We start from the raw sequence: 25,753 nt of genomic DNA on the forward strand, positions 1-25,753 counted from the left end.
GGTATGGTTCTCATGAAGAGATATAAGTGTAAAATATCTTATGATGGGACGGCCTTTCATGGCTACCAGGTTCAGCCTAATAAGCGTACGATTCAATCAGAGCTTGAAGCAGCCCTTACAAAGCTCCACAAAGGTAGAGAAGTAAAGGTTACCGCTTCCGGTCGTACAGATGCAGGTGTGCATGCAAAGGGGCAGGTAATTCATTTCGATTCAGACCTGTCCATTCCCTTATCAAGGTGGCAACTAGCGTTACATGGAGCTTTACCAAGTGAGATTGCCATTTTAGAGGTGGAGGAAGTGACTCTAGACTTTCATTCACGTTTTGATGCAATCGGAAAAGAGTATCGGTATTTTATTGATAACCGAAAAATTCGTGATCCGTTTCAAAGGAATTACTCGTATCATTTTCCTTACCCTTTGGACCTAGATAGGATAAAAGAAGCTTGTACCCATTTTATTGGTGAGTACGATTTTACTAGCTTTTGTTCCGCGAAGACAGAGGTCGTGGATCGTGTAAGAACGATATATGATCTAGATATTTTATCTGAGGGTGAACAGCTGGTATTTCGTTTTCGAGGAAATGGATTTCTGTATAATATGGTTCGTATCATTGTTGGAACCCTTATACAGGTAGGGAATGGGGAAATTAGGCCCGACTCTATTCCAGGAATTCTAGAAAAGCGAGACCGAACATTTGCTGGGAAAACAGCTCCCTCGCAAGGGTTATACCTGTGGAAAGTGTTTTATGAGTAGAATCGTAGTTAAAAAGTAGAAAAGATTAATAAAAAAATTCTATGACAACTATTCCTGGTGTAACATTTCCTTGACATCAGGACAGATGCAGTATATGATATCAGATGTATGTATTTTAATCCCATGATAAGCCCCGTTAACTTATTATGTCGAGATATACGTAAAACATGACTGAACACATGTCGGAACACGTGTGGAATGCATGTCAGAACAAATTTTATGAATGTATAATTTAGGAGGGAACTATTCAATGCGTACAACGTTTATGGCTAATTCAAACAATATTGAACGTAAATGGTACGTGATTGATGCAGAAGGCAAAACTCTTGGACGTCTTGCTTCAGAAGTTGCATCAATTCTACGTGGAAAACATAAACCAACTTTCACACCACATGTTGACACTGGTGATAACGTAATTCTAATCAATGCTTCAAAGATCGAGTTAACTGGTAAGAAGTTAACTGACAAGATCTACTACCGTCACACTATGCACCCAGGTGGTTTAAAAACTAGAACGGCTCTTGAAATGCGTACAAACTACGCTGAAAGAATGTTAGAGCTAGCTATTAAAGGCATGCTTCCTAAAAATTCTTTAGGTCGTCAAATGTTCAGAAAGTTACACGTATACGCTGGTAGCGAGCATCCGCACCAAGCACAACAACCTGAAGTTTACGAACTTCGTGGATAATTAAAGGGAGGGTATTATATTGGCACAGGTTCAATACATTGGTACTGGTCGTCGTAAAAGCTCCGTTGCACGTGTTCGTCTAGTTCCAGGCAGCGGTAAAATTACAATTAACGATCGTGACATCACTGATTACATTCCATTCGAAGCACTACGTGAAGTAGTAAAGCAACCATTAAACGCAACAGAAACTCTAGGTAGCTATGATATTCTTGTTAACGTTAATGGTGGAGGTTACACTGGTCAAGCTGGCGCTATCCGCCACGGTATCGCTCGTGCGTTACTAAACGTTGACCCAGAATACCGTCCAACACTTAAGCGTGCTGGCTTATTAACTCGTGACGCTCGTATGAAAGAACGTAAGAAATACGGTCTTAAAGGCGCTCGTCGTGCACCTCAGTTCTCAAAGCGTTAATTTTACGCTTATCAAGGACTCTCAACCATTGGTTGGGGGTCTTTTTATTTTATAAACAAAAGACCTCCTCTTAAGTATATGAATGATTACTCTACAAAATGAACAGGTAAAGTGATTGTAACCATCGTTCCTTCCTCTTCTTTACTTGATATTTCCATCCTACCACCATGTGACTCGATAATTTTAAAGCTCGTCATCATACCTAAACCCGTTCCTTTTTGTTTCGTTGTATAAAAGGGTATGCCGATATTTTGAAGTAAATCTTCTGGGATACCACAGCCTTGGTCCATAATTTTTAAATAAACCTGCCCGTTTTGAGAATTTCCTATAAACACATGAATATCTCCGCCTGATGGCATCGATTCAATCGCATTTTTTATTAGGTTAATGAATACTTGTTTTAACTGGTGTGCAACACAGTACACTAGGGGAATAGCCTCTGTATTGACATGAATGTTCACTCGGTTTATTAGTGCTTGTGAATTGAGTAGTTTCGTCACATCATGAAGGATGTCTGTTAGGTTCTCATAATGAAAATGCTGAACTTGTGGTTTGGCCGCCATTAGTAACTCACCAGTAATCTGTTCAATACGTGCAATCTCATCTGCCATAATTTCATAATAGGACATTTCTTTGCTTGGGGCAGATGACCTCATGATTTGGAGAAAGCCCTTTAGAGCTGTAAGTGGGTTACGTATTTCGTGTGCGATCGAAGCAGAGAGTTGACCAACTGCTGAAAGTTTTTCAGACTTAATGAGCTGGAGCTCAGTGGCCTTCTGATCCGTGATATCCTTGGCAATCCCATATACACCCACTACCTCATGATCAACTATAATGGGGATATTTGTAACACTCACGTGAACCACTCGCCCATCTTTATGTAAAGCCTTCGTTTCATAATTTTGAGTATAACCTGCTGCTGCCTTTTCATAGTGACTTCTGGTTCTTTGTAATTCTGCTTCTTCAACAAGGGGAAGGTAAGATGATTGGAGAAATTCTTTTTCTGTATAGCCTAACAAGCGCTTCATAGCTGAGTTAACACTAAGGTAATTTCCTTCTAAATCAAAAGAGAAGACAGCATCAGGATTTTGTTCGAATAGGGATTTATAATGTTGCTGTTTTTCTGAAGCAGATTTCTTTTCTGTTGTAACATCTAAAAAGTATACAGAGAGGCCATTGGAAGATGGATAGGCTCTTACATCAAACCAAGTATTTAGCGGAGGAAAAAAAGAACTAAATGTAACTGGTACTTGTTCCTTTACAGCTTTATTGTACTGATCGTAGAAAGCTAAATATACTGCCTCGGGGAATTCAAACCAAATGTTTTTACCTATAAGATCATCTCGATTTCTGAAAAGTAATCGTGCTGCTTCAGAGTTAATGTAAGTGAAGTTCCAATTTGTATCAACCGAGAAGAAACCATCTGTTATTCGATCTAATATTTCAAGTGCATCAATTTCGAGTTGGTTCATACTTATACCCTGCCTTATCTAAAATTTTCCATCTGGTAACAAGTTCTAGATTTTGTAGCATATTCCTGCCTGGAATTATTTCATCTCTTTTAATTCCTTGTAAAAATTAATAGAAAATGTGTAGAAAAATTAACCAAAAAAATTGGAAGGCGAATTCAGTAGCAAATTTGTATGTCTCTCTTTTCGTCGTTAAAGAATAACCGAAAGGGGTGACAATGCGGTGAATGTGATTACAACCTTTAAAGATAAAAAACGTGAAAAACAGTTGAAATATGAAAAATCAGTCTTAAGAGAAATCTCACTAAAAACGTTAAAGGAAAGAGTGAAACAATATTTTGGTTCATCTCGTATAACTGCTAATTTAATGACGCAATCAGGCATAGAAGAGGCTTGTTATGATGTAGCAATTGAAGCTTATCTTCTAGGTGCACACTTTAGTAAATTCGGGTTTTATGGAGAGTCAGTAGACAGTATTAAGGATCGATGTCATAAAGAGGAAAAACATTTAATCGATACACTTTATAATTTCCTCCTTTATTGGGGAAAGGGAACGGAAGGAGTTTATAGTGAGTCCCTTTATTACTTGTGTGAGCAGTATGTAGAAAGTTGGTGGCATGAAGGCTTTCGTACAGGAGAAAGAAGACATAAATTAAGGCTCCATTAACTCAAGGTTCTATTATCCCATCTTGTCCCATATATTAAAGTGAATATTGGACGGATGGGAAGGACTGACGCATAGAGATGAGCAAAAGAGCCAAAATCATTGCTTTTACCGTTGGACTAGTTATTTTATTTTTTATTCTTCAGTACGATTATTTTAAAACAAAAGAATCATGGAGTTCTTGGAGTCTTCCGCTTTCTGGCCAAATTATCTTATTAGATCCTGGTCATGGTGGACCTGATGGGGGAGCTGGGGAAGAAGGGGCCCTTGAAAAGGATATTGCATTAAGTGTATCGAAAAAATTAAGAGACTATCTTCAAGAGCAAGGTGCTTTAGTTATAATGACTAGAGAGGAAGATAAGGACTTAGCAGAGGGTGGAACTAGAGGATATAGTAGGAGAAAAACGGAGGATCTAAAAAAGCGTTTAGCCATGATCAATGAATCGGAAGCAAACTTTTTTGTTAGCATCCATCTAAATTCAATTCCTTCACAGAAATGGAGTGGTGCACAGACGTTTTACGCACCACAGTTAAAGGAAAATGCTAAGGCTGCAAAATTCATTCAGGACGAGCTTCGAATCAATCTTGAAAATACGGATCGAAAAGCAAAACCGTTAAGTTCTGTGTATATTTTGAAAAATGCACAGAAACCAGGGGTATTAGTGGAGGTTGGCTTTTTATCAAATCCAACTGAAAAGCAGTTGTTAAAGACCGAGGAATATCAAGAAAAGGTGGCAGCTTCCATCTATAAAGGACTGCTAAGATATTTCTCAAATGAAAATGAATTAATTGAAGCGGAGTAAGAAGGTGAACTAAGCCACCTTCTTTTTTTCTTATATAAGAGTGTGATGCAGTTAACTGTATATACAGAGTATTATGTTATAATAAGAAATGCAAACGAATTCAAAAAGGCGGTGTAAACGTTGTTAACAGAAGCAAAAGTGATTGAACTATTACAAAGTGTGGAAGAACCATTTTTACATAAGACATTAGATGAATTAAATGCCATTGAAGAAGTAAAGATTAAAGAAGAGAAAAAACATGTAAGTGTTAAAATAGGAATTGCAAAAACAGGAACAGCAGAACAGCTACAGTTACAGATGAAAATAGTAAACCTATTAAAGGGAGCGGGTGCAGAGTCAGTCGGAATTCGTTTTTCTGAACTGTCACAAGAAACTCTTGATAAGTTCCGTTCTACTCAGGAGGAAGAATCCCAAGGTCTTTTATCACCAGGAAGTAAGACAACCTTTATTGCTATTGCTAGCGGGAAAGGTGGAGTAGGAAAATCGACGGTTTCAGTGAATCTTGCTGTTTCTTTAGCAAGATTAGGGAAAAAAGTTGGGCTAGTGGATGCGGATATTTACGGATTTAGTGTACCAGATATGATGGGCATAACGAAGCGCCCAGCCGTACGTGGGGAAAAAATAATACCAGTCGAACGCTTCGGTGTAAAAGTCATCTCTATGGGCTTTTTTGTTGAAGATAACTCTCCTATCATCTGGCGAGGACCGATGCTTGGAAAGATGCTGAACAGCTTTTTCAATGAAGTTGAATGGGGAGAGTTAGATTATTTACTACTAGACTTACCTCCTGGAACAGGTGATGTAGCTCTTGATGTACATAGCATGCTTCCAGCCTGTAAAGAGGTTATCGTCACAACTCCACATCCAACAGCTGCTTTTGTTGCTGCGAGAGCGGGTGCCATGGCGCTTAAAACGGATCACGAGATTTTAGGTGTGGTTGAAAATATGTCTTATTTTGAAAGTAAGCTAACTGGAGAAAAGGAATATGTGTTCGGACAAGGTGGAGGAGAAAAGCTTGCTGATGAGCTTCAAACGAAGGTACTTGGCAAGTTACCTCTTGGCCAGCCTGATTGGAATGAAGATGATTTTGCTCCATCTATATATCACGAAGACCATAAGCTTGGTCAAATATATAAAGAAATCGCAGGTACGATCATCGAGTCACTTGGTAAATAGTGAATTAGGAAAACCTCTCCACTTGGAGAGGTTTTTTATGCATGGAGAGTTTGATCTTTATAAATTGTTTGCTAAAAAGCTGCTGATTCCTGTATCCGGGATTTAAGGGTCCCCGCTAACGGGGGATCATGCTAAGTACCCGAGCGCGCGAATAATAATAGTCGGAGAAATTCCGCCTAATTGGTAATTATTATTAAAACAAGGTTCAATAGACGGAGAGATTCCGCCTATTGACTCGAAAAAGTCGAAAATGGAGGATTTTTCTTTACATAAGCGGAAAACCTCCCCCTATTTCCCCGAAAAGGAGCTACATTCTTTATTTAACCGAAAAATCTCCGCTTATTTCTTTTTAATATTACGAACGTCGTTCTACACGTATTTTAAGAAAAGCACTAGAACGCTTTAATTGAAAGCAGAGCCGCATTTCTATGCCCCTGTCCCTTCTTCTTTTGCTTCTTCCTTACTTCCGCTTTGTTCAGCTACCTCTTCTACCGCTTTTAAAATGAGATCTTGAATTTTTGCCTTGAATAAAGGGCTTTCGAATGTTTCGGTCATAACCGCTTGAACATGCTTTCTGTATTCGGCGCTTTTTAAGATGGTTGTTACTTCTTTTTCAAGTTCCGGGTCTTTTAGTACATCAATCATCATGGTTCGATACTCTGGATCCTTCATTAAATCTTTTAAAAGGGTTTCGTTTTCTGTTCTCATGCTTTTAGCTACACTTTCAGAGAACTTTGGATCTTCAAAGGACTTCTTCCAGAATGCAGTCCCTTGATCTGAGGTTAATGCTTTTTCAACTGTATCTGAAACAACTGCTTGGTCCATGATCAACGTTTCCTTCATGGTTTCATCATTCATCACATCTTTTATAGCTTTTTTTCCATCATCAGTCTTTAAAATATCAACTACCATTTTTTTTGTTTCTTCGTAATCCATTTGGCTGCTTGTGTCCACTTCAGCACAACCAGTAAGAAGTAACCCACTTATTAAAAGAGGGAGCACTAAAGACTTTTTAGGCATGATTAACGCTCCTTTCGATAGTAACTATAGTATATGATGAAGAAAAACGACAAAAATTATACGTTTCCTACTCGAACCTAGATTTTTCATACTTTGGTTGGTACAATCAATAAGGAATGATTACATAATTGGGGGAAATTACGTTGAATAGCCGTAACTTGGTAAGGTTGTTTTTCTCGACGCTTATAATCGGGGGAGTGACAACAGGAATCGTTGGCTTCATTGTTCGTTGGAAAGAATTTGAGCCGTTTTTTACTGATTTTCAGATAGTTGAAATATTATCAATCTTAGCATGGTTAGTAGGGGTTGGTTTGATATTCAGCCTTATTAGTCAAATGGGCTTCTTTGCCTACTTAACAGTTCATCGTTTTGGTTTAGGTATATTTAAATCAGTAAAGCTTTGGAATGGTGTACAAGTGCTACTTATCTTTTTTGTCCTTTTTGACTTGGTTTATTTACGATTTAATGCTTTTTCTGAAAAAGGAGACAGTCTGATACCTTATTTAGGACTTGCTTCATTTATTGCTGTTAGTGGGTTCGTTGTGGCATATTATAAAGCGAAGCTTACAAATAAAGAAGCGTTTATACCTGCACTTTTCTTTATGATTGTTGTTACTGTGTTAGAATGGGTACCCATTCTTCGAGTAAATGAAAATAGTTGGTTATACTTAATGATTTTCCCTTTGTTAATTTGTAATGCCTATCAGTTATTAGCATTACCAAAATTTATTTCAAATAGTGAAAAGAGTAAAAAAGCCGTCTAAAATGAACGGCTTTATTATTTTATTTCTTTTGAAGACGAAGTCGCATTTGCTATCATTTCGGAAACAGATACGAGTTTTAATCCTTTTTTATTAATATCATCAATAATAGATGGAAGGGCAGCGGCTGTCTGTTTGGCAGAATCTGATGCGTGAAGGAGAATAATATCTCCCTTGGTAGCTTTAGCTGCATTTTCTTGTATGATCTCGACACCTGGATTAGTCCAGTCTTTTGAGTCGATACTCCAATGGATTACAGTAAGTCCAAAACGGTCTGCTACTTTTAAGGTTTTTTGATCAAAATGCCCTGTAGGAGCTCGTAAAAGTTTTATATCCTTTATACCGAGTTTCCTAAAAGCCTCTTGAGCCCTTGAGATATCCTTTACAATTTTGTTTTCTTCTAGCTCGGTATAATCTTCATAATTATATCCCAGCATTCCAATCTCATATCCTTCTTTCACAATTCGATCCACAATATGTGGATGCCTTTCTGCCCAAGAACCTGATAAAAAGAAAGTCGCTGATTTTACATTTTTACTTTTTAGGATATCCAAAATCGGCTCTGCTTTTTCATCCCCCCATCCAATATTAAAGCTAACAGCTAAGTCTTTTTCTCCCTTATAAACTGCCTTTGGACCGTCTTTTCCTGAAAACGCTGGTACATTTACGTAATTTTCTAAGTACAAAAACCAAGCTGTGAAAAATGCTGCGACTCCTACAAGGATAAATTGTTTTAATGATTTGCCATTTAATACATAGAAAAAGTTCATCCTCTCACCTCGTCCCAAACACTACTTGTCTCAAATCTATTCAAAAAGAATTTGATTTATGCTTATAAAATGGTGAAATTAGGAACACACTACAATAACTAAATTGTTAAAGGAGTGTACATGTTTTATGCTAGGATTGTTAATCAATGAAAAAGAAGTAAAAGAGATCGAGTACCTGATAAAGAGAGAAATGGATGAGATCTTGTTTGATTTAAAAGATAACCGAATTGATCATATTGTAAAAAGAGCAATGGAGGAAAGATATAAAATTCTATTTACGCTATTTAAGCGTGTAGCACCAGCAAAAGAATGTCTGAAGTACATAAGGTCTTCCAATCAAAGAAAAGAAAAAAAGGGATAAAAACTGTTGACTTATTTTTTATAACTTGTTATATTAATAAACGTCGCTGCTGAACAACGAATTAATGAAAAAAAGTTTTTCAAAAAAAGTTGTTGACGAGCGGATGGTTAAGTGGTATATTAATAAAGTCGCTTTTTGGCGAAAGAGAAACAAATTGTTCTTTGAAAACTAAACAAATCATACGTCAACAAAAATGATTAGTGTTGAAAAATACACTAGCCAACGTTTTAACTTTAAGAGCTAATCTTACTCTTTATTGGAGAGTTTGATCCTGGCTCAGGACGAACGCTGGCGGCGTGCCTAATACATGCAAGTCGAGCGGATCTTTGGGAGCTTGCTCCCAAAGGTTAGCGGCGGACGGGTGAGTAACACGTGGGCAACCTGCCTATGAGACTGGGATAACTCCGGGAAACCGGGGCTAATACCGGATAATTCTTTTCTACACATGTAGAAAAGCTGAAAGATGGTTTCGGCTATCACTCATAGATGGGCCCGCGGCGCATTAGCTAGTTGGTGAGGTAACGGCTCACCAAGGCGACGATGCGTAGCCGACCTGAGAGGGTGATCGGCCACACTGGGACTGAGACACGGCCCAGACTCCTACGGGAGGCAGCAGTAGGGAATCTTCCGCAATGGACGAAAGTCTGACGGAGCAACGCCGCGTGAGTGATGAAGGTTTTCGGATCGTAAAACTCTGTTGTTAGGGAAGAACAAGTACCGGAGTAACTGCCGGTACCTTGACGGTACCTAACCAGAAAGCCACGGCTAACTACGTGCCAGCAGCCGCGGTAATACGTAGGTGGCAAGCGTTGTCCGGAATTATTGGGCGTAAAGCGCGCGCAGGTGGTCTCTTAAGTCTGATGTGAAAGCCCCCGGCTCAACCGGGGAGGGTCATTGGAAACTGGGAGACTTGAGTGCAGGAGAGAAGAGTGGAATTCCACGTGTAGCGGTGAAATGCGTAGAGATGTGGAGGAACACCAGTGGCGAAGGCGACTCTTTGGCCTGTAACTGACACTGAGGCGCGAAAGCGTGGGGAGCAAACAGGATTAGATACCCTGGTAGTCCACGCCGTAAACGATGAGTGCTAAGTGTTAGAGGGTTTCCGCCCTTTAGTGCTGCAGCAAACGCATTAAGCACTCCGCCTGGGGAGTACGGCCGCAAGGCTGAAACTCAAAGGAATTGACGGGGGCCCGCACAAGCGGTGGAGCATGTGGTTTAATTCGAAGCAACGCGAAGAACCTTACCAGGTCTTGACATCCTCTGACAACCCTAGAGATAGGGCGTTCCCCTTCGGGGGACAGAGTGACAGGTGGTGCATGGTTGTCGTCAGCTCGTGTCGTGAGATGTTGGGTTAAGTCCCGCAACGAGCGCAACCCTTGATCTTAGTTGCCAGCATTCAGTTGGGCACTCTAAGGTGACTGCCGGTGACAAACCGGAGGAAGGTGGGGATGACGTCAAATCATCATGCCCCTTATGACCTGGGCTACACACGTGCTACAATGGGTGGTACAAAGGGCAGCAAAACCGCGAGGTCGAGCCAATCCCATAAAACCACTCTCAGTTCGGATTGTAGGCTGCAACTCGCCTACATGAAGCTGGAATCGCTAGTAATCGCGGATCAGCATGCCGCGGTGAATACGTTCCCGGGCCTTGTACACACCGCCCGTCACACCACGAGAGTTTGTAACACCCGAAGTCGGTGGGGTAACCGTAAGGAGCCAGCCGCCTAAGGTGGGACAGATGATTGGGGTGAAGTCGTAACAAGGTAGCCGTATCGGAAGGTGCGGCTGGATCACCTCCTTTCTAAGGAAAATTGAGGCTTATGACCTTCGGTCAAAGCTAACAACCGTTGATGATATGATTTGTTTAGTTTTGAGAGAGCAATCTCTCTATGATAATCGTTCTTTGAAAACTAGATAATGATAAATGAAGAAAACCAAGAAATACCGAGTAATCGCCATTTTAGTTTTCTCTCTAATTTATTAGAGAAATTCTTTTTAACCATAGGTTAAGTTAGAAAGGGCGCACGGTGGATGCCTTGGCACTAGGAGCCGATGAAGGACGGTACTAACACCGATATGCTTCGGGGAGCTGTAAGTAAGCTTTGATCCGGAGATTTCCGAATGGGGAAACCCTCTATCCGTAATGGGATAGAATCTTTACCTGAATACATAGGGTAATGAAGGCAGACCCGGGGAACTGAAACATCTAAGTACCCGGAGGAATAGAAAGCAAACGCGATTCCCTGAGTAGCGGCGAGCGAAACGGGATTAGCCCAAACCAAGAGGCTTGCCTCTTGGGGTTGTAGGACACTCTATACGGAGTTACAAAGGAATGAAGTAGACGAATCGATCTGGAAAGGTCAGTCATAGAAGGTAACAACCCTGTAGTTGAAACTTCGTTCCCTCCCTGAGTGAATCCTGAGTACGGCGGAACACGTGAAATTCCGTCGGAAGCAGGGAGGACCATCTCCCAAGGCTAAATACTACCTAGTGACCGATAGTGAACCAGTACCGTGAGGGAAAGGTGAAAAGCACCCCGGAAGGGGAGTGAAAGAGATCCTGAAACCGTGTGCCTACAAGTAGTTAGAGCCCTGTGTATTTTTCCTTTGGATAAATACCGGGTGATAGCGTGCCTTTTGTAGAATGAACCGGCGAGTTACGATTACATGCGAGGTTAAGTTGATAAGACGGAGCCGTAGCGAAAGCGAGTCTGAATAGGGCGAATGAGTATGTGGTCGTAGACCCGAAACCAGGTGATCTACCCATGTCCAGGGTGAAGTCCAGGTAACACTGGATGGAGGCCCGAACCCACGCACGTTGAAAAGTGCGGGGATGAGGTGTGGGTAGCGGAGAAATTCCAATCGAACTTGGAGATAGCTGGTTCTCTCCGAAATAGCTTTAGGGCTAGCCTCATGTAGTAAGAGTCTTGGAGGTAGAGCACTGTTTGGACTAGGGGCCCTCATCGGGTTACCGAATTCAGACAAACTCCGAATGCCAAAGACTTATCCATGGGAGTCAGACTGCGAGTGATAAGATCCGTAGTCGAAAGGGAAACAGCCCAGACCACCAGCTAAGGTCCCAAAGTATACGTTAAGTGGCAAAGGATGTGGAGTTGCTTAGACAACCAGGATGTTGGCTTAGAAGCAGCCACCATTTAAAGAGTGCGTAATAGCTCACTGGTCGAGTGACTCCGCGCCGAAAATGTAACGGGGCTAAACGTATCACCGAAGCTGTGGATTGACATCTTTGATGTCAGTGGTAGGAGAGCGTTCTAAGGGCGTTGAAGCTAGACCGGAAGGACTGGTGGAGCGCTTAGAAGTGAGAATGCCGGTATGAGTAGCGAAAGATGGGTGAGAATCCCATCCACCGAATGCCTAAGGTTTCCTGAGGAAGGCTCGTCCGCTCAGGGTTAGTCGGGACCTAAGCCGAGGCCGAAAGGCGTAGGCGATGGACAACAGGTTGATATTCCTGTACCACCAAATTACCGTTTGAGTGATGGGGGGACGCAGGAGGATAGGGTAAGCGCGCTGTTGGATATGCGCGTCCAAGCAGTTAGGCTGATCACGAGGCAAATCCCGTGATCAAAAGGCTCGAGCTGTGATGGCGAGGGAAATATAGTACCGAAGTTCCTGATTCCACACTGCCAAGAAAAGCCTCTAGCGAGGTAACAGGTGCCCGTACCGCAAACCGACACAGGTAGGCGAGGAGAGAATCCTAAGGTGAGCGAGAGAACTCTCGTTAAGGAACTCGGCAAAATGACCCCGTAACTTCGGGAGAAGGGGTGCTCTTCAGGGTGAATAGCCCAGAAGAGCCGCAGTGAATAGGCCCAGGCGACTGTTTAGCAAAAACACAGGTCTCTGCGAAGCCGCAAGGCGAAGTATAGGGGCTGACGCCTGCCCGGTGCTGGAAGGTTAAGAGGAGGGGTTAGCTCACGCGAAGCTCTGAATCGAAGCCCCAGTAAACGGCGGCCGTAACTATAACGGTCCTAAGGTAGCGAAATTCCTTGTCGGGTAAGTTCCGACCCGCACGAAAGGCGTAACGATCTGGGCACTGTCTCAACGAGAGACTCGGTGAAATTATAGTACCTGTGAAGATGCAGGTTACCCGCGACAGGACGGAAAGACCCCGTGGAGCTTTACTGTAGCCTGATATTGAATTTTGGTACAGCTTGTACAGGATAGGTAGGAGCCTGAGAAGCCGGAGCGCTAGCTTCGGTGGAGGCGTCGGTGGGATACTACTCTGGCTGTATTGAAATTCTAACCCTCACCCCTGATCGGGGTGGGAGACAGTGTCAGGTGGGCAGTTTGACTGGGGCGGTCGCCTCCTAAAAAGTAACGGAGGCGCCCAAAGGTTCCCTCAGAATGGTTGGAAATCATTCGTAGAGTGTAAAGGCACAAGGGAGCTTGACTGCGAGACCTACAAGTCGAGCAGGGACGAAAGTCGGGCTTAGTGATCCGGTGGTTCCGCATGGAAGGGCCATCGCTCAACGGATAAAAGCTACCCCGGGGATAACAGGCTTATCTCCCCCAAGAGTCCACATCGACGGGGAGGTTTGGCACCTCGATGTCGGCTCATCGCATCCTGGGGCTGTAGTCGGTCCCAAGGGTTGGGCTGTTCGCCCATTAAAGCGGTACGCGAGCTGGGTTCAGAACGTCGTGAGACAGTTCGGTCCCTATCCGTCGTGGGCGTAGGAAATTTGAGAGGAGCTGTCCTTAGTACGAGAGGACCGGGATGGACGCACCGCTGGTGTACCAGTTGTCTTGCCAAAGGCATCGCTGGGTAGCTATGTGCGGAAGGGATAAGTGCTGAAAGCATCTAAGCATGAAGCCCCCCTCAAGATGAGATTTCCCATAGCGCAAGCTAGTAAGATCCCTGAAAGATGATCAGGTTGATAGGTCAGAGGTGGAAGCGCGGCGACGTGTGGAGCTGACTGATACTAATCGATCGAGGACTTAACCAAGAAAAGCGGAAGCGCCTTGAACAGACGCGACAAGCATAAGACGAATCACGCAAGAAGGCCTGCCTTCTGGAGGGATTTGGCTTATGACCTCGAGCGGCTAGGCGCTGTAGCTGGACAACGATGAAACGTATTTCTTTCTTCTTCATTCATTATCTAGTTTTGAGAGAATGCTTAAAAATTTCTCTTGAAAAAACGCGAAAAACTATTATAATAAATAGTGTCGCATAAATAGTCTGGTGGCGATAGCGAAAAGGTCACACCCGTTCCCATACCGAACACGGAAGTTAAGCTTTTCAGCGCCGATGGTAGTTGAGGGTTTCCCTCTGTGAGAGTAGGACGTCGCCAGGCGTTAATATTTTATCGTTCCACAGTAGCTCAGTTGGTAGAGCATTCGGCTGTTAACCGAACGGTCGCAGGTTCGAGTCCTGCCTGTGGAGCCATTTTCATAAGACAACCTCTTATGAGCTCTTTGGAATGCTTCCATAGCTCAGCAGGTAGAGCACTTCCATGGTAAGGAAGAGGTCACCGGTTCGAATCCGGTTGGAAGCTCTCTGTTTTATAGATTACTAGTACGGCCCCTTGGTCAAGCGGTTAAGACACCGCCCTTTCACGGCGGTAACACGGGTTCGAATCCCGTAGGGGTCACCAAGTTTTTTAACGAAGTGAAAATAACCAAGTTTTTTTACGAAGTGAAAATAACCAAGTTTTTTCGCAAAGTGAAAATAACATTCTATTTCGGAGGATTAGCTCAGCTGGGAGAGCACCTGCCTTACAAGCAGGGGGTCGGCGGTTCGATCCCGTCATCCTCCATCAAGACTACTTTTCACTTCTGTGAAAAGTAGTCTTCCTAATAAGCCGGCGTAGCTCAATTGGTAGAGCAACTGACTTGTAATCAGTAGGTTGGGGGTTCAAGTCCTCTCACCGGCACCATGCTTCATTTAGAATAATGGAGGGGTAGCGAAGTGGCTAAACGCGGCGGACTGTAAATCCGCTCCCTTGGGTTCGGCGGTTCGAATCCGTCCCCCTCCACCATTTAAATTACATAGTAAGTCTAAAACTGGACAAACTAAAAGTGTCCTTTTTATTTTGACTTTTGGGCTATAGCCAAGCGGTAAGGCAACGGACTTTGACTCCGTCATGCGTTGGTTCGAATCCAGCTAGCCCAGTTGGAAAAAGCGGAAGCAACTTGAATAGGGGCGACTGGTATAAGGCGAAGGCTGTAGGAGGTGCTGACCTCTGGAGACTTTGCCTTATAACCCCGAGCCCCTAGTTGCTGTAGCTAGACACTAATATCTTGAGCCATTAGCTCAGTCGGTAGAGCATCTGACTTTTAATCAGAGGGTCGAAGGTTCGAGTCCTTCATGGCTCATTTAAACCTTAGGAGTATTTCCTAAGGTTTTTTTGTACGTAAAGTTATTTGAAAATTGGATATTTACTGCATATTTATGCGTGATTTTGTCGAGTTGAGTCACAGACATAGAAATGTATACAATAGGAGGGAGAACAGACAGGGGGTTAGAGGATGAAAAAACTATCTATTATTGGGATGCCAATGGATCTAGGTCAAATGAGACGTGGGGTAGATATGGGGCCGAGTGCCATTAGGTATGCTGGGGTTGTTGAAAGATTGCGAAACCTTTTTGATGAAGTTCAAGATTTAGGAGATATTCCGATCGGCAGACCTGAGGTTGTGATAGACGAGCAATCTAATCTAAGAAACTTACATCTTGTCGCAGAAAAAAATGAGGCACTATCAAAGGAAGTTGATCAAGCGATCTCTTCAGGATCCTTTCCGCTTGTCCTTGGAGGAGATCACAGTATTGCAATTGGAACATTAGCTGGAGTTTCAAAGCATTACAAGAGCTTGGGTGTTATTTGGTATGACGCACATGGGGATCTTAATACGGCGGAAACTTCACCTTCTGGAAATATCCACGGAATGCCATTGGCTGTAAGTCTGGGTATTGGACATAAGATGTTAACAAGTGTCGGAGGATTTGAACCTAAAATTAAACCTGAAAATATTGTTCTAATAGGTGCAAGAGCACTTGATGAGGGAGAAAAAGAGTTAATAAAAGAGATTGGTATAAAAGTATACACGATGCATGAAATCGATCGTTTAGGTATGACAAAGGTGATGGAAGAAACGATTGAGTATTTAAAAGAGAGAACGGATGGGGTACATCTCTCTTTAGACTTAGATGGGTTAGATCCACATGATGCTCCAGGAGTAGGAACACCTGTTACCGGTGGGATTAGCTACAGAGAAAGCCATCTTGCCATGGAAATGCTTGCAGAATCTAAACTTATTACATCCGCTGAATTTGTCGAAGTTAATCCGATATTAGATGATAAAAATAAAACAGCATCAGTAGCTGTTGCTCTGATGGGTTCGTTATTTGGCGAAAAATTATTATAACACAATAGCAGTAACTCTCATAAAGAGTTGCTGCTATTTTTTATTAATCTGTCGTATTTATTTAATAGATTGTCCAATTTTTTACTAAGTATGATTACTTTTTCATTGCTTAATGAAGAGTGAGATGCTTGGCTCACCATTTTTCTACGATGAGCTTCAATATCTTTAAGAAGAGATTGCTTATCCATATGATTCACTCCTATTCGTAATGATATAATAACCTCCCTAATTTCTACATTTATACCCAGAGCCAAAATTTTTAAACTATTTACAGTAAATATTTGTTAAAATATGTAGTGGAGAAAAATTTTTTGTAAGTAATGAAACCTTTTCCGGTATCGATACGTATTATCGAGTAGCCGCATTAGAGCGGAGGTATAGGAATGGAAGCACTGATTAAAAAAAGAATCAAGCAAGTGTTAAAAGGGGACCAAAGCGCATACGGGGAAATCGTTGAGATATATAAGGACAAAGTTTTTCAACTTTGTTTTCGAATTCTTGGTAATCGTCATGAAGCGGAGGATATGGCACAAGAGGCATTTATTAGAGGATATGTTAACATATCCAGCTTTAATATTGATTTAAAGTTTTCAACTTGGTTATATAGAATTGCAACAAACCTATGTATTGATCGGATTCGAAAGAAAAAGCCAGACTACTACCTTGATGCAGAAGTATCAGGTACAGATGGACTGACCATGTATTCTCAAATTGCATCAGATACGATTCTTCCTGAAGATGAAATAGAGAGTCTTGAACTACAAGAGACGATTCAACGAGAAATTACTAAGTTGCCAGAAAAATATCGATCTGTAATTGTTCTAAAATATATTGAAGAGCTTTCATTAAATGAAATTAGTGAGATACTAGATATCCCACTAGGCACAGTAAAAACAAGGATACATAGGGGTAGGGAAGCATTACGACACCAATTAAGAAATGTTTAATGAGAGGTGAAAATCAGTGAAGTGTCCAGATAACATTGTCTTGTATATGCATGAATATCTAGATGAAGAAATTGAAGATCAAGATGAACAGCTACTAAAAAAGCATTTACAGACCTGCCCAAAATGTCAAAGTTATTTTCATGAATTAGAGAAGGCAATTGCCTTAGTGCAGAGCACTTCTCATATACAGGCACCTAGTAATTTTACTGAAAATGTAATGGCTCGACTACCTAAAGAAAAAAGAAGGGTGGGTGTCAATCGATGGTTCCGACAGCATCCTTTATTGACCGCAGCATCACTTTTTATCATTTTAATGACAGGTAGTGTTCTTTCAACTTGGAATAAAGATCAAGAGTTTTCAGTAACAAAGCAACCAAATTTAGTGGTTCATAATAATACCGTTATTGTTCCTGAGGGTGAAGTAGTTAAAGGGGATATAACTGTTAGAAACGGCGCCCTTCAAATTGAGGGAAAGGTTGAAGGTGATGTAACTGTCATTAACGGGCAAATTAACGGAGAAAATTATTTGGCCTCTGCAGGACATGTTACGGGTGAGATTAAAGAAGTAAATGAAGTGTTTGAATGGATTTGGTATCATATAAAAAAGACAAGCAAAGAGCTTGTTAGCGTTTTTCAAGATAAGGATTGATAAATTAGTCGCTCGTATAGGAGTGACTAATTTTTTCTTATAATAAGAGCAAATTATTTGTCATTTCAATTTTATGTTATAATAAAAAAGTTAAACAAAATTATTAGCTTGATGCTTTGAAAAATATATTTGGAGGAAGTACAATGTCGATTGCGGATTTCGATGTTTTGAAATACTTATCCATTACCATTGACATTCTCCTAGTTTGGTACGTGATCTATAAGCTGATTATGGTTATTAAAGGTACGAAGGCAGTCCAACTGCTTAAAGGAATATTTGTTATATTAATGGTGACAGTGATTAGTGATTGGTTTAGCCTAAAAACACTGAATTGGATGATGGAACAAGTATTGCTTTGGGGAGTTCTTGGGATTATTATTATCTTTCAGCCAGAGCTTAGAAGAGCACTTGAACAGCTAGGTCGTGGGCGTTTCTTCTCTCGAACGGGAGGACAGGAAGAGGAAGAACAGGAAAAAATGGTAGAAGCGATTACAAAAGCAACTGATTATATGGCAAAGCGTCGAATCGGTGCGTTAATGTCAATTGAAAGAGAAACCGGTATGGGAGATTACATAGAGACTGGAATTGGCTTACAAGCGAAAATCTCCTCAGAGCTATTAATTAATATATTTATACCAAATACACCGCTTCATGATGGTGCAGTTATTATTCAAAAGAATATGGTTGCAGCAGCTGCCTGTTATCTACCTTTATCTGAGAGTCCTTTTATTTCTAAGGAACTAGGAACAAGGCACAGAGCGGCTCTAGGAATTAGTGAAGTGACAGATAGTGTAACCGTTATTGTCTCTGAAGAAACCGGGGCAATTTCACTTACTAAAAATGGAGAACTTCACCGTGACTTAAAACTTGAACAGTTTAAGCAAATGTTAGCCAATGAATTTATTACTCCAATGAAACCGAAGCAAGCCTCCACACCTCGATGGAATTGGAGGGGAAAAAAGAATGGATAATATAATTGATAAACTAATTGATAATCGATGGTTTATTAGAGTTGTTGCCTTGCTATTAGCCTTCTTACTTTTCATATACGTGTATGACGGAGAAGATTTATCGATTAATGTGCCACAGGATCAAGAAACTGAAACAATCACAGACGTTCCCGTGAAAAGTTATTATGATACGGAAAACCTTGTCGTAAGTGGGGTTCCTAGTACCGTAACCATCAAGTTAAGTGGACCTAAAAATCTCTTGCAGCAAGCAAAGACCTCTCGATCATATGAAGTGTATGTGGATTTATCAGAGGCAGAGATCGGTACACAACGCGTACCAATTGAAATTAGAGATGTGTCCGACAGACTAACGGTGGAAATTGAACCGAATTATGCTGATGTATCTATACAAGAGAAGGTTACTCAAGAATTTAAGGTGGAGCCCGAATATAATTCAAGTCTTGTTGCAGATGGCTATACCGCTGAGCAGGCGGTTGTTAAGCCTAACAAAGTGAAAATTACCGGCGCAAAAGATGTGATTGAAAAAATCACTTATGTAAAAGCAACGATAGATTTAGAAGGAAAGATCGAGGATACTGTAACGAAGGAAGCGAAAATTTTAGTCTTGGATCAAGATCTAAATAAACTGGATGTCATACTTGAATCAGATACAGTAGAAGTGACCATACCTGTAAAGGCGTCTAGTAAAGAAGTTCCAATTAAAATAGTTGAACAAGGAACTCCCCCCAGTGGGGTGACGATTGAATCCATTGACTTAGCTCAATCCCAAGCAACCATACTTGCTAATGCGGATATATTAAACAAGACAGAATCTGTACGTGTGGAGGTAGATGTTAGTTCCATAAATGATGATACAACTCTTACTCTGCCGGTCATTATATCTGAAGGCATAGTTAGTGTGGATCCGGAAACTGTTGAAGTCACCGTTAAGGTCAGTCGGGAAGAGGATATTACCTTTTCAAATATTCCGATTAAAGCAAATGGATTGGCAGCCGACTTTAATATGTCATACAATGAACCGCTTGATGGGACAGTTTCAATTACCGCAACAGGGGAGAGCAATATAATAGGCTCCTTAAAAGAAAGTGACTTTAGCGTCATCCTTAATTTAGCTGGTCTAGGTGAAGGAGAACATACTGTAGATCTAAACGTCACTGGTCCAACAAATATTAGTTGGACGATCAACCAAAAGACAGCAAAAATTTCGATTACAGAACGTGAAGCATAGATGCACAACAATTATTAAGGAGAGATCTTTTAATGGGTAAATATTTCGGTACTGATGGGGTGCGAGGAGTAGCAAACAGTGAGTTAACACCAGAATTAGCATTCAAACTAGGACGTTTTGGTGGGTATGTGTTAACAAAAGATAAAGACCGTCCGAAGGTGATCATTGGACGTGATACTCGTATTTCAGGACATATGCTAGAGGGGGCACTTGTTGCAGGCCTTTTATCTATTGGTGCAGAGGTCATGCGCTTAGGCGTGATTTCAACACCTGGAGTGGCATACTTAACGAAAGCACTTGGAGCACAAGCTGGAGTTATGATATCAGCTTCTCATAACCCGGTAGCTGATAACGGAATTAAATTCTTTGGACCAGATGGCTTTAAGCTTTCTGATGAGCAAGAACTGGAGATTGAAGGTTTAATGGATCTTGAAAAAGATGAATTGCCTAGACCAGTCGGTTCAGATTTAGGACAAGTTAATGATTATTTTGAAGGTGGACAGAAATATCTTCAATACTTAAAACAAACGGTTGATGAAGATTTTACAGGAATACATATTGCTCTAGATTGTGCTCACGGCGCTACTTCTTCTCTAGCGACACATTTATTTGCTGATCTAGATGCAGATCTGTCAACAATGGGAGCGTCTCCTAATGGACTAAACATCAATGATGGTGTTGGTTCGACACACCCTGAGGCACTTTCAGCTTTTGTTAAAGAAAAAGGTGCAGATGTGGGTCTCTCTTTCGATGGTGATGGAGATCGATTAATTGCCATCGATGAAAATGGAGATATCGTTGACGGAGATCAGATTATGTATATTTGTGCTAAGTTCATGAAGGAGCAAGGAAGACTCAAGCACAATACAGTGGTTTCGACTGTAATGAGTAATCTTGGTTTCTATAAGGGCTTGGAAGGTCACGGGGTTGAAAGTGTTCAAACAGCAGTAGGTGACCGTTATGTTGTGGAAGAAATGAAAAAGACAGGCTACAACTTAGGTGGTGAACAGTCAGGACACATCATTTTCCTAGACTACAACACAACCGGAGATGGATTGCTTACTGGCCTCCAGTTAGCAAATATCATGAAGATCACGAAGAAGCCACTTTCGGAACTTGCAGGAGAAATGAAAAAATTCCCTCAAAAGCTGGTGAACATTCGCGTAACGGATAAGTACCATGTTACAGACAATGAAAAGGTAAGTGCTATTATTTCAGAGGTAGAGACCGAAATGAACGGTAACGGACGTATTCTTGTTCGACCTTCAGGTACAGAACCACTTGTAAGAGTCATGGCAGAAGCACCAACAGAGGAGCTTTGTGAGTCTTACGTAAGCCGTATAGCAGCAGTTGTTCAGGAAGAAATGGGACTATAATATCACCTAGAAATATGCATGTGGGGAACGTTTACAACCCCTCATGCATATTTTTTATATATGGGATACTTTATGTCACATAGATTTTTGTTGACGAAGGCCTATCCATATTGTATGATTATCCTGATTTTGTAAAGAAGTCGGAAGGAGGATAGAGGTAAAAAATATAAAAACTTAAAGCGCCTGAACTAGCTAATGGACGAAGAGCGGCTAGTTGACGAGGAGGAGGTTTATCGATTTTTCGGCGGATGCCTCCCGATTGTTAAGCACAATCGTATGCTTTTTCTAAAAATCATTGGGGTAACCCGATGGACAAAGGGAAAAAGAATGCTTAAATCAATAAATGCTAACAATAAATATCACAGAGACTAGGGGGCAAGTCTGCCCTCGTTAGCAACTTGCCTCCGTAAATTAGGAGGAATTACACTTATGTGTGGAATCGTTGGATATATCGGTAATAATGACTCAAAGGAAATTTTATTAAAAGGGCTAGAAAAGCTTGAATATAGAGGTTATGATTCTGCTGGTATTGCAGTAATGAATGATACAGGCGTTCACGTGTTTAAGGAAAAGGGTCGTATTGCAGACTTACGTGAAATTGTCGACTTAGGTGTAATGGCAAATACAGGTATTGGTCACACTCGCTGGGCAACACACGGGGTGCCAAGCAAAGTGAATGCCCATCCACATCAAAGTTCTACGACTCGTTTAACACTTGTTCATAATGGAGTTATTGAGAACTATGACTTGTTGAAGAAAGAGTATCTACAAAATGTTCACTTTGAGAGTGACACAGATACAGAAGTTATCGTTCAATTAATCGATTTATTCGTGAGTGAAGGTCTTGAAGTAGAAGCAGCATTCCGTAAAACATTGAAACTTTTGAAGGGTTCATATGCCCTTGCCTTGCTTGACTCTCAAAACAATGAGACGATTTTTGTTGCGAAAAACAAAAGTCCTCTTTTAGTTGGTCTTGGAGACGGGTTCAATGTAGTGGCTAGTGACGCAATGGCGATGCTTCAAGTGACTAACCAATATGTAGAACTAATGGATAAAGAAGTAGTCATTGTTACGAAAGATGAAGTAACCATTCAAAACCTTGAAGGTGAAACCATTACTCGTGCGCCTTATACAGCAGAGCTTGATGCAAGTGATATTGAAAAAGGCACCTATGCTCACTACATGTTGAAGGAAATTGATGAGCAGCCAGCTGTTATTCGTAAAATTATTCAACAGTACCAAAATGAATCAGGTCAGCTTGTGATTGACCAAGACATTGTGGATGCAGTGGATCAGTCTGATCGAGTGTATATCATTGCGGCTGGAACTTCTTATCACGCAGGACTTGTTGGGAAGCAATTAATTGAAAAAATTGCTCACATTCCAGTTGAGGTTCATATTGCAAGTGAGTTTGCTTATAATACACCATTATTATCAGCAAATCCATTATTTATTTTTATCTCTCAAAGTGGTGAGACTGCAGATAGCCGTCAGGTGTTAGTTCATGTGAAAAAGCTTGGTTATAAGACGTTAACTGTAACGAATGTACCAGGTTCAACATTATCACGTGAAGCCGATTATACACTCCTGCTTCATGCTGGTCCTGAAATTGCGGTTGCATCTACGAAAGCCTACACGGCACAAATTGCGGTTCTTTCTATCTTGTCAGAAGTAATAGCGAAAAAACGTGGACTTGAAGTGAACTTTGATTTAATTCATGAGCTAGGAATCGTAGCAAATGCCATCGAGGTACTATGTGATTCTAAAGATGAGTTTGAAGCCATTGCACGTGAGTATTTATCAACCACTAGAAATGCGTTCTTTATTGGCCGTGGAATCGACTTTTATGTAGTTCTTGAAGCTTCACTAAAGCTGAAAGAAATCTCTTATATTCAAGCGGAGGGCTTTGCAGGTGGAGAATTAAAGCATGGAACGATTGCTTTAATTGAAGATGGTACTCCAATCATCGCTCTAGCAACTCAAGAAAGTGTGAACCTAAGCATTCGCGGAAATGTGAAAGAGGTAGTAGCTCGTGGAGCAAACCCATGTATCATTTCCATGAAAGGCTTAGAAATGGAAGAAGATCGATTTGTTATTCCAGAAGTACACGAAATTTTAACACCTTTAGTCTCTGTTATTCCAACCCAGCTGATCGCTTACTATGCAGCACTACACCGTGAGTGTGACGTAGATAAGCCAAGAAACCTTGCCAAATCAGTAACGGTTGAGTAAAACTTGTCTAGTAAGGCACAATCCTTTAAAGGGTTGTGTCTTTTTTTGCATATTTTTCATTCTTACTATGTAACGCTGTGTTACATGGTTGTAACGTTTATCATTCATCATTATTAATAACTGTTTATCTCATTTTTATACTCTCTATAAGATCTCATATGATATATTATTCACATCACTTATTAAAGAAGTTTAATAAGTCACGAAGTAGAAATAATGGGGGAACCATAATGATTAAATTAGTGTTAACTGATATGGATGGAACGTTCTTAAATAATAGTGGTGATTTTAATAGAGAACTGTACCAGGATGTAAAGAAGATCATGAAAGAAAAAGGAGTAGTATTTGCTCCCGTTACTGGTAAGCAATGTGAACGTGTAGAAGAGTTATTTGGTGTGGATACCGAAGATTTGTGGATTCTAGGTGATAGTGCAACTCGAATTAAGCATAATGGAGAATTTGTTTATGAATCTCTGTTAAGTAATAAATTAGGTTTGGCAATTATTCGTTTACTGGAGGAAATTAGTACAGAACATACGATTATTGCTTGTACGAGAAATGGTGCGGTAATAAAAGATAACATTCCTCAAGGGGAATCGGCTATTGTCAGAAGATCCTATGCGCATGTAAAACAAGTATCTGATTTTAATGAACTAACAGAGGATTTTGTTAAGATCACGATTCATGATCCCTTGTTAAGATGTATGGAAACAAGAGAAAAACTATCACCATTTTTTGAGTCAGCCTATATTGTCGCATCTGAAGCAGCATGGATCGACATTGCCAATGTGAATGTTCATAAAGGTACTACGGTTGAACACTTACAGCGCTTATTGAATGTGACGCCAGAAGAAACGATGGCATTCGGCGATGGCTATAATGATTTAGAACTAATGACTCGAGCTACCTATAGCTTTGCTGTAAGAAATGCTGTTCAAGAATTAAAAGACGCGGCTAATTTTATCACACGTTCCAATCAAGATGACGCTGTGATGAAAACCATCATTGAGATATTATCATTACAAAGATAATGGAAGAAAAAGAAAGTCGGATTTGTTTCCGACTTTTTTTGTCCTGAAGATTTTTACCTATTTCTTTCAAGCCCTCTTTCAAATGCCGCAAGATGATTTTTGGATGCATTTCGTAATTGAGTGAACACCATACTAATATCATTTGGAAGTTCATATGCTAGGAACTTTTCATACATAGCTATATTGTCAACTTCTGCTTCTACACTAGCGGCAAAAGCGGCCTTTACACTTCCCGGTGTTTTGACGAACGATTGTGATATATCTTCTGGAATTGTGACTTGATATTTTTCAAAAAGAGGTAATAGTGCATAGATATGTCTTAATTCTGCTTCTTTGATTTGTGCAAATGTACGAATGTCTCCAAAAGTTTGGAGTACATTTTTATACCTAGATTGAGCCAAGTGTTCATCTTGAAGTGCGAAGGTTAGCATCTGGGGTAGGGTTAAACTGGTAGCATTTAATGCACCTTTAGCTCCGTAATTAGTAGGCTGGCGACTAGCGGTTGGAATCATTTGTTTATTTAATAGAAAGTATAAAAACCATACGGCATGATTTTGCTCATCAGCAGCAGCGCGACGAAAGGTCTCTTTAATAACAGGATTTTGTGACTTATCTGCAATGTCTAGGTAAAAGTCTACGGTTTCTTGTTCATCTCTAAAAGCAAACTCTACACCCTCTTGATACTGGTCAGGACACTTTTCAATGTTTTCAGCAACCGGTTGTCTGCCCGTTAGCTCTCTATATATTCTACTGAACTCCTCAAAGTGACGTATCTCATCCTGACGTATTTCAAGAATCTGATCTTTTTCAACCTGAGATTTGGCCATTCTAGATAATTGTTCATAACATTCAATGGCTCCATATTCCCCGTTGATCGCTTTTTGAATATCGGTTATTAAACTGACATCAAAAGTATTTCTTAGATAAGTATGATAAAAGGGATAATTATTATAGAAATAGTGCATGCAAGAATCCACCCCCTAGGGTAATTTTTCAACTTATCATATGCTCATATATTGGATAGGTGCCTAACAGGGAGTAATTGTGAAGAAAGAGTGAAC

The 25,753-nt window shown here is 40.8% G+C and carries 21 protein-coding genes, 8 tRNA genes and 3 rRNA genes; 27 read left to right on the top strand and 5 right to left on the bottom strand.

From position 1 onward, the window contains the following. The first annotated feature begins 12 nt into the window (after positions 1-12). From truA to rpsI, 3 genes are all read left to right on the top strand, one after another. Positions 13-753: a tRNA pseudouridine(38-40) synthase TruA gene (gene truA / locus MKX65_RS00875; RefSeq protein ID WP_160547952.1), complete on the top strand. Its 741-nt coding sequence runs from the start codon at positions 13-15 to the stop codon at positions 751-753. Positions 754-1,003: 250 nt separating this feature from the next. Beyond that, entirely contained in the window at positions 1,004-1,441 is a 438-nt protein-coding gene (rplM, locus tag MKX65_RS00880) for a 50S ribosomal protein L13 (protein WP_066058483.1), read from the top strand. Positions 1,442-1,460: 19 nt separating this feature from the next. Then, positions 1,461-1,853, top strand: coding sequence for a 30S ribosomal protein S9 (gene rpsI, locus MKX65_RS00885; protein WP_066058480.1), 393 nt, complete (start codon positions 1,461-1,463; stop codon positions 1,851-1,853). A gap of 86 nt (positions 1,854-1,939) precedes the next feature. Here the strand turns inward: rpsI and MKX65_RS00890 are convergent, their stop codons facing one another. After that, entirely contained in the window at positions 1,940-3,325 is a 1,386-nt protein-coding gene (locus MKX65_RS00890) for a PAS domain S-box protein (protein ID WP_340901806.1), read from the bottom strand. 220 nt (positions 3,326-3,545) lie between these two features. Between MKX65_RS00890 and MKX65_RS00895 the strand changes: the two genes are divergently transcribed. The 3 genes from MKX65_RS00895 (at position 3,546) to MKX65_RS00905 (ending at position 5,965) form a co-directional block, all read left to right on the top strand. Beyond that, positions 3,546-3,989, top strand: a complete 444-nt coding sequence (locus MKX65_RS00895; RefSeq protein ID WP_340901808.1) for a YbaK family protein — start codon at positions 3,546-3,548, stop codon at positions 3,987-3,989. Between the two features lie 77 nt (positions 3,990-4,066). Further along, positions 4,067-4,789, top strand: a complete 723-nt coding sequence (gene cwlD, locus MKX65_RS00900) for an N-acetylmuramoyl-L-alanine amidase CwlD (RefSeq protein ID WP_160547950.1) — start codon at positions 4,067-4,069, stop codon at positions 4,787-4,789. A 120-nt stretch (positions 4,790-4,909) separates the two neighbouring features. Then, the gene (locus MKX65_RS00905) at positions 4,910-5,965 is read left to right on the top strand and encodes a P-loop NTPase (protein WP_160547949.1); all 1,056 of its coding nucleotides are present in this window, start codon (positions 4,910-4,912) and stop codon (positions 5,963-5,965) included. Positions 5,966-6,391: 426 nt separating this feature from the next. On the opposite strand, the gene gerD is transcribed toward MKX65_RS00905, so the two are convergent. Further along, entirely contained in the window at positions 6,392-6,985 is a 594-nt protein-coding gene (gene gerD, locus MKX65_RS00910; protein ID WP_160547948.1) for a spore germination lipoprotein GerD, read from the bottom strand. Positions 6,986-7,128: 143 nt separating this feature from the next. On the opposite strand from gerD, the gene MKX65_RS00915 reads away from it, so the two are divergent. Next, positions 7,129-7,749 (top strand): KinB-signaling pathway activation protein, encoded by a 621-nt coding sequence (locus MKX65_RS00915; protein ID WP_340901809.1) that lies wholly within the window; start codon positions 7,129-7,131, stop codon positions 7,747-7,749. Positions 7,750-7,763: 14 nt separating this feature from the next. On the opposite strand, the gene pdaB is transcribed toward MKX65_RS00915, so the two are convergent. After that, on the bottom strand, positions 7,764-8,516 hold the full coding sequence (pdaB, locus tag MKX65_RS00920) for a polysaccharide deacetylase family sporulation protein PdaB (protein WP_340901811.1): 753 nt from the start codon (positions 8,514-8,516) through the stop codon (positions 7,764-7,766). Positions 8,517-8,643: 127 nt separating this feature from the next. Here pdaB and MKX65_RS00925 point away from each other — a divergent pair, with 127 nt between their 5' ends. The 13 genes from MKX65_RS00925 (at position 8,644) to rocF (ending at position 16,258) form a co-directional block, all read left to right on the top strand. Beyond that, entirely contained in the window at positions 8,644-8,877 is a 234-nt protein-coding gene (locus tag MKX65_RS00925; RefSeq protein ID WP_160547945.1) for a hypothetical protein, read from the top strand. Positions 8,878-9,130: 253 nt separating this feature from the next. After that, positions 9,131-10,680 (top strand): 16S ribosomal RNA (locus MKX65_RS00930). Positions 10,681-10,883: 203 nt separating this feature from the next. Further along, positions 10,884-13,839 (top strand): 23S ribosomal RNA (locus tag MKX65_RS00935). A gap of 232 nt (positions 13,840-14,071) precedes the next feature. After that, positions 14,072-14,187 (top strand): 5S ribosomal RNA (gene rrf / locus MKX65_RS00940). The 16S, 23S and 5S rRNA genes sit together here with 8 tRNA genes alongside, the layout of an rRNA operon. 16 nt (positions 14,188-14,203) lie before the next feature. Next, a tRNA-Asn gene (locus MKX65_RS00945) sits at positions 14,204-14,279 on the top strand. Between the two features lie 36 nt (positions 14,280-14,315). Beyond that, positions 14,316-14,388: transfer RNA gene (locus MKX65_RS00950), tRNA-Thr, on the top strand. A gap of 24 nt (positions 14,389-14,412) precedes the next feature. Continuing rightward, positions 14,413-14,487: transfer RNA gene (locus MKX65_RS00955), tRNA-Glu, on the top strand. 89 nt (positions 14,488-14,576) lie between these two features. Next, positions 14,577-14,649: transfer RNA gene (locus MKX65_RS00960), tRNA-Val, on the top strand. Positions 14,650-14,693: 44 nt separating this feature from the next. Further along, positions 14,694-14,769, top strand: a tRNA-Thr gene (locus MKX65_RS00965). Positions 14,770-14,787: 18 nt separating this feature from the next. Beyond that, positions 14,788-14,871, top strand: a tRNA-Tyr gene (locus MKX65_RS00970). Positions 14,872-14,933: 62 nt separating this feature from the next. Further along, positions 14,934-15,005, top strand: a tRNA-Gln gene (locus MKX65_RS00975). Positions 15,006-15,135: 130 nt separating this feature from the next. Further along, positions 15,136-15,208, top strand: a tRNA-Lys gene (locus MKX65_RS00980). Between the two features lie 153 nt (positions 15,209-15,361). Then, positions 15,362-16,258, top strand: coding sequence for an arginase (rocF, locus tag MKX65_RS00985; protein ID WP_160549889.1), 897 nt, complete (start codon positions 15,362-15,364; stop codon positions 16,256-16,258). 17 nt (positions 16,259-16,275) lie between these two features. Here rocF and MKX65_RS00990 read toward each other — a convergent pair whose 3' ends face one another. Then, a complete protein-coding gene (locus tag MKX65_RS00990; RefSeq protein WP_160549888.1) occupies positions 16,276-16,446 on the bottom strand; it encodes an aspartyl-phosphate phosphatase Spo0E family protein in 171 nt (56 codons plus the stop codon). A 195-nt stretch (positions 16,447-16,641) separates the two neighbouring features. Here MKX65_RS00990 and sigW point away from each other — a divergent pair, with 195 nt between their 5' ends. The 7 genes from sigW (at position 16,642) to MKX65_RS01025 (ending at position 24,692) form a co-directional block, all read left to right on the top strand. Continuing rightward, on the top strand, positions 16,642-17,205 hold the full coding sequence (gene sigW, locus MKX65_RS00995) for an RNA polymerase sigma factor SigW (protein ID WP_160549887.1): 564 nt from the start codon (positions 16,642-16,644) through the stop codon (positions 17,203-17,205). Positions 17,206-17,221: 16 nt separating this feature from the next. Then, positions 17,222-17,854 (top strand): anti-sigma factor, encoded by a 633-nt coding sequence (locus MKX65_RS01000; RefSeq protein ID WP_340901812.1) that lies wholly within the window; start codon positions 17,222-17,224, stop codon positions 17,852-17,854. A 143-nt stretch (positions 17,855-17,997) separates the two neighbouring features. After that, complete coding sequence (gene cdaA / locus MKX65_RS01005) at positions 17,998-18,825, top strand: diadenylate cyclase CdaA (RefSeq protein ID WP_340901814.1); 828 nt, start codon at positions 17,998-18,000, stop codon at positions 18,823-18,825. Further along, on the top strand, positions 18,818-20,053 hold the full coding sequence (locus tag MKX65_RS01010; RefSeq protein ID WP_340901815.1) for a CdaR family protein: 1,236 nt from the start codon (positions 18,818-18,820) through the stop codon (positions 20,051-20,053). Before cdaA ends, MKX65_RS01010 begins: the two co-directional genes overlap by 8 nt. A gap of 32 nt (positions 20,054-20,085) precedes the next feature. Beyond that, on the top strand, positions 20,086-21,429 hold the full coding sequence (gene glmM, locus MKX65_RS01015; RefSeq protein ID WP_340901816.1) for a phosphoglucosamine mutase: 1,344 nt from the start codon (positions 20,086-20,088) through the stop codon (positions 21,427-21,429). Between the two features lie 429 nt (positions 21,430-21,858). Then, positions 21,859-23,661 (top strand): glutamine--fructose-6-phosphate transaminase (isomerizing), encoded by a 1,803-nt coding sequence (glmS, locus tag MKX65_RS01020; RefSeq protein ID WP_340901817.1) that lies wholly within the window; start codon positions 21,859-21,861, stop codon positions 23,659-23,661. A gap of 230 nt (positions 23,662-23,891) precedes the next feature. After that, the gene (locus MKX65_RS01025) at positions 23,892-24,692 is read left to right on the top strand and encodes an HAD-IIB family hydrolase (protein ID WP_160549527.1); all 801 of its coding nucleotides are present in this window, start codon (positions 23,892-23,894) and stop codon (positions 24,690-24,692) included. Between the two features lie 53 nt (positions 24,693-24,745). Here the strand turns inward: MKX65_RS01025 and MKX65_RS01030 are convergent, their stop codons facing one another. Continuing rightward, positions 24,746-25,657 (bottom strand): ferritin family protein, encoded by a 912-nt coding sequence (locus MKX65_RS01030; RefSeq protein ID WP_340901818.1) that lies wholly within the window; start codon positions 25,655-25,657, stop codon positions 24,746-24,748. Between the last annotated feature and the right edge of the window lie 96 nt (positions 25,658-25,753).

This window comes from Robertmurraya sp. FSL R5-0851 (assembly GCF_038002965.1).
Taxonomy (GTDB): Bacteria; Bacillota; Bacilli; order Bacillales; family Cytobacillaceae; genus Robertmurraya_A; species Robertmurraya_A beringensis.

Bases quoted from the DNA above. Each gene is read 5' to 3' on its own strand.
- truA (WP_160547952.1), top strand. From the start codon at position 13: ATGAAGAGATATAAGTGTAAAATATCTTATGATGGGACGGCCTTTCAT.
- rplM (WP_066058483.1), top strand. From the start codon at position 1,004: ATGCGTACAACGTTTATGGCTAATTCAAACAATATTGAACGTAAATGG.
- MKX65_RS00890 (WP_340901806.1), bottom strand. From the start codon at position 3,325: ATGAACCAACTCGAAATTGATGCACTTGAAATATTAGATCGAATAACA.
- cwlD (WP_160547950.1), top strand. From the start codon at position 4,067: ATGAGCAAAAGAGCCAAAATCATTGCTTTTACCGTTGGACTAGTTATT.
- gerD (WP_160547948.1), bottom strand. From the start codon at position 6,985: ATGCCTAAAAAGTCTTTAGTGCTCCCTCTTTTAATAAGTGGGTTACTT.
- pdaB (WP_340901811.1), bottom strand. From the start codon at position 8,516: ATGAACTTTTTCTATGTATTAAATGGCAAATCATTAAAACAATTTATC.
- MKX65_RS00925 (WP_160547945.1), top strand. From the start codon at position 8,644: ATGCTAGGATTGTTAATCAATGAAAAAGAAGTAAAAGAGATCGAGTAC.
- rocF (WP_160549889.1), top strand. From the start codon at position 15,362: ATGAAAAAACTATCTATTATTGGGATGCCAATGGATCTAGGTCAAATG.
- MKX65_RS00990 (WP_160549888.1), bottom strand. From the start codon at position 16,446: ATGGATAAGCAATCTCTTCTTAAAGATATTGAAGCTCATCGTAGAAAA.
- sigW (WP_160549887.1), top strand. From the start codon at position 16,642: ATGGAAGCACTGATTAAAAAAAGAATCAAGCAAGTGTTAAAAGGGGAC.
- cdaA (WP_340901814.1), top strand. From the start codon at position 17,998: ATGTCGATTGCGGATTTCGATGTTTTGAAATACTTATCCATTACCATT.
- MKX65_RS01010 (WP_340901815.1), top strand. From the start codon at position 18,818: ATGGATAATATAATTGATAAACTAATTGATAATCGATGGTTTATTAGA.
- glmM (WP_340901816.1), top strand. From the start codon at position 20,086: ATGGGTAAATATTTCGGTACTGATGGGGTGCGAGGAGTAGCAAACAGT.
- glmS (WP_340901817.1), top strand. From the start codon at position 21,859: ATGTGTGGAATCGTTGGATATATCGGTAATAATGACTCAAAGGAAATT.
- MKX65_RS01025 (WP_160549527.1), top strand. From the start codon at position 23,892: ATGATTAAATTAGTGTTAACTGATATGGATGGAACGTTCTTAAATAAT.
- MKX65_RS01030 (WP_340901818.1), bottom strand. From the start codon at position 25,657: ATGCACTATTTCTATAATAATTATCCCTTTTATCATACTTATCTAAGA.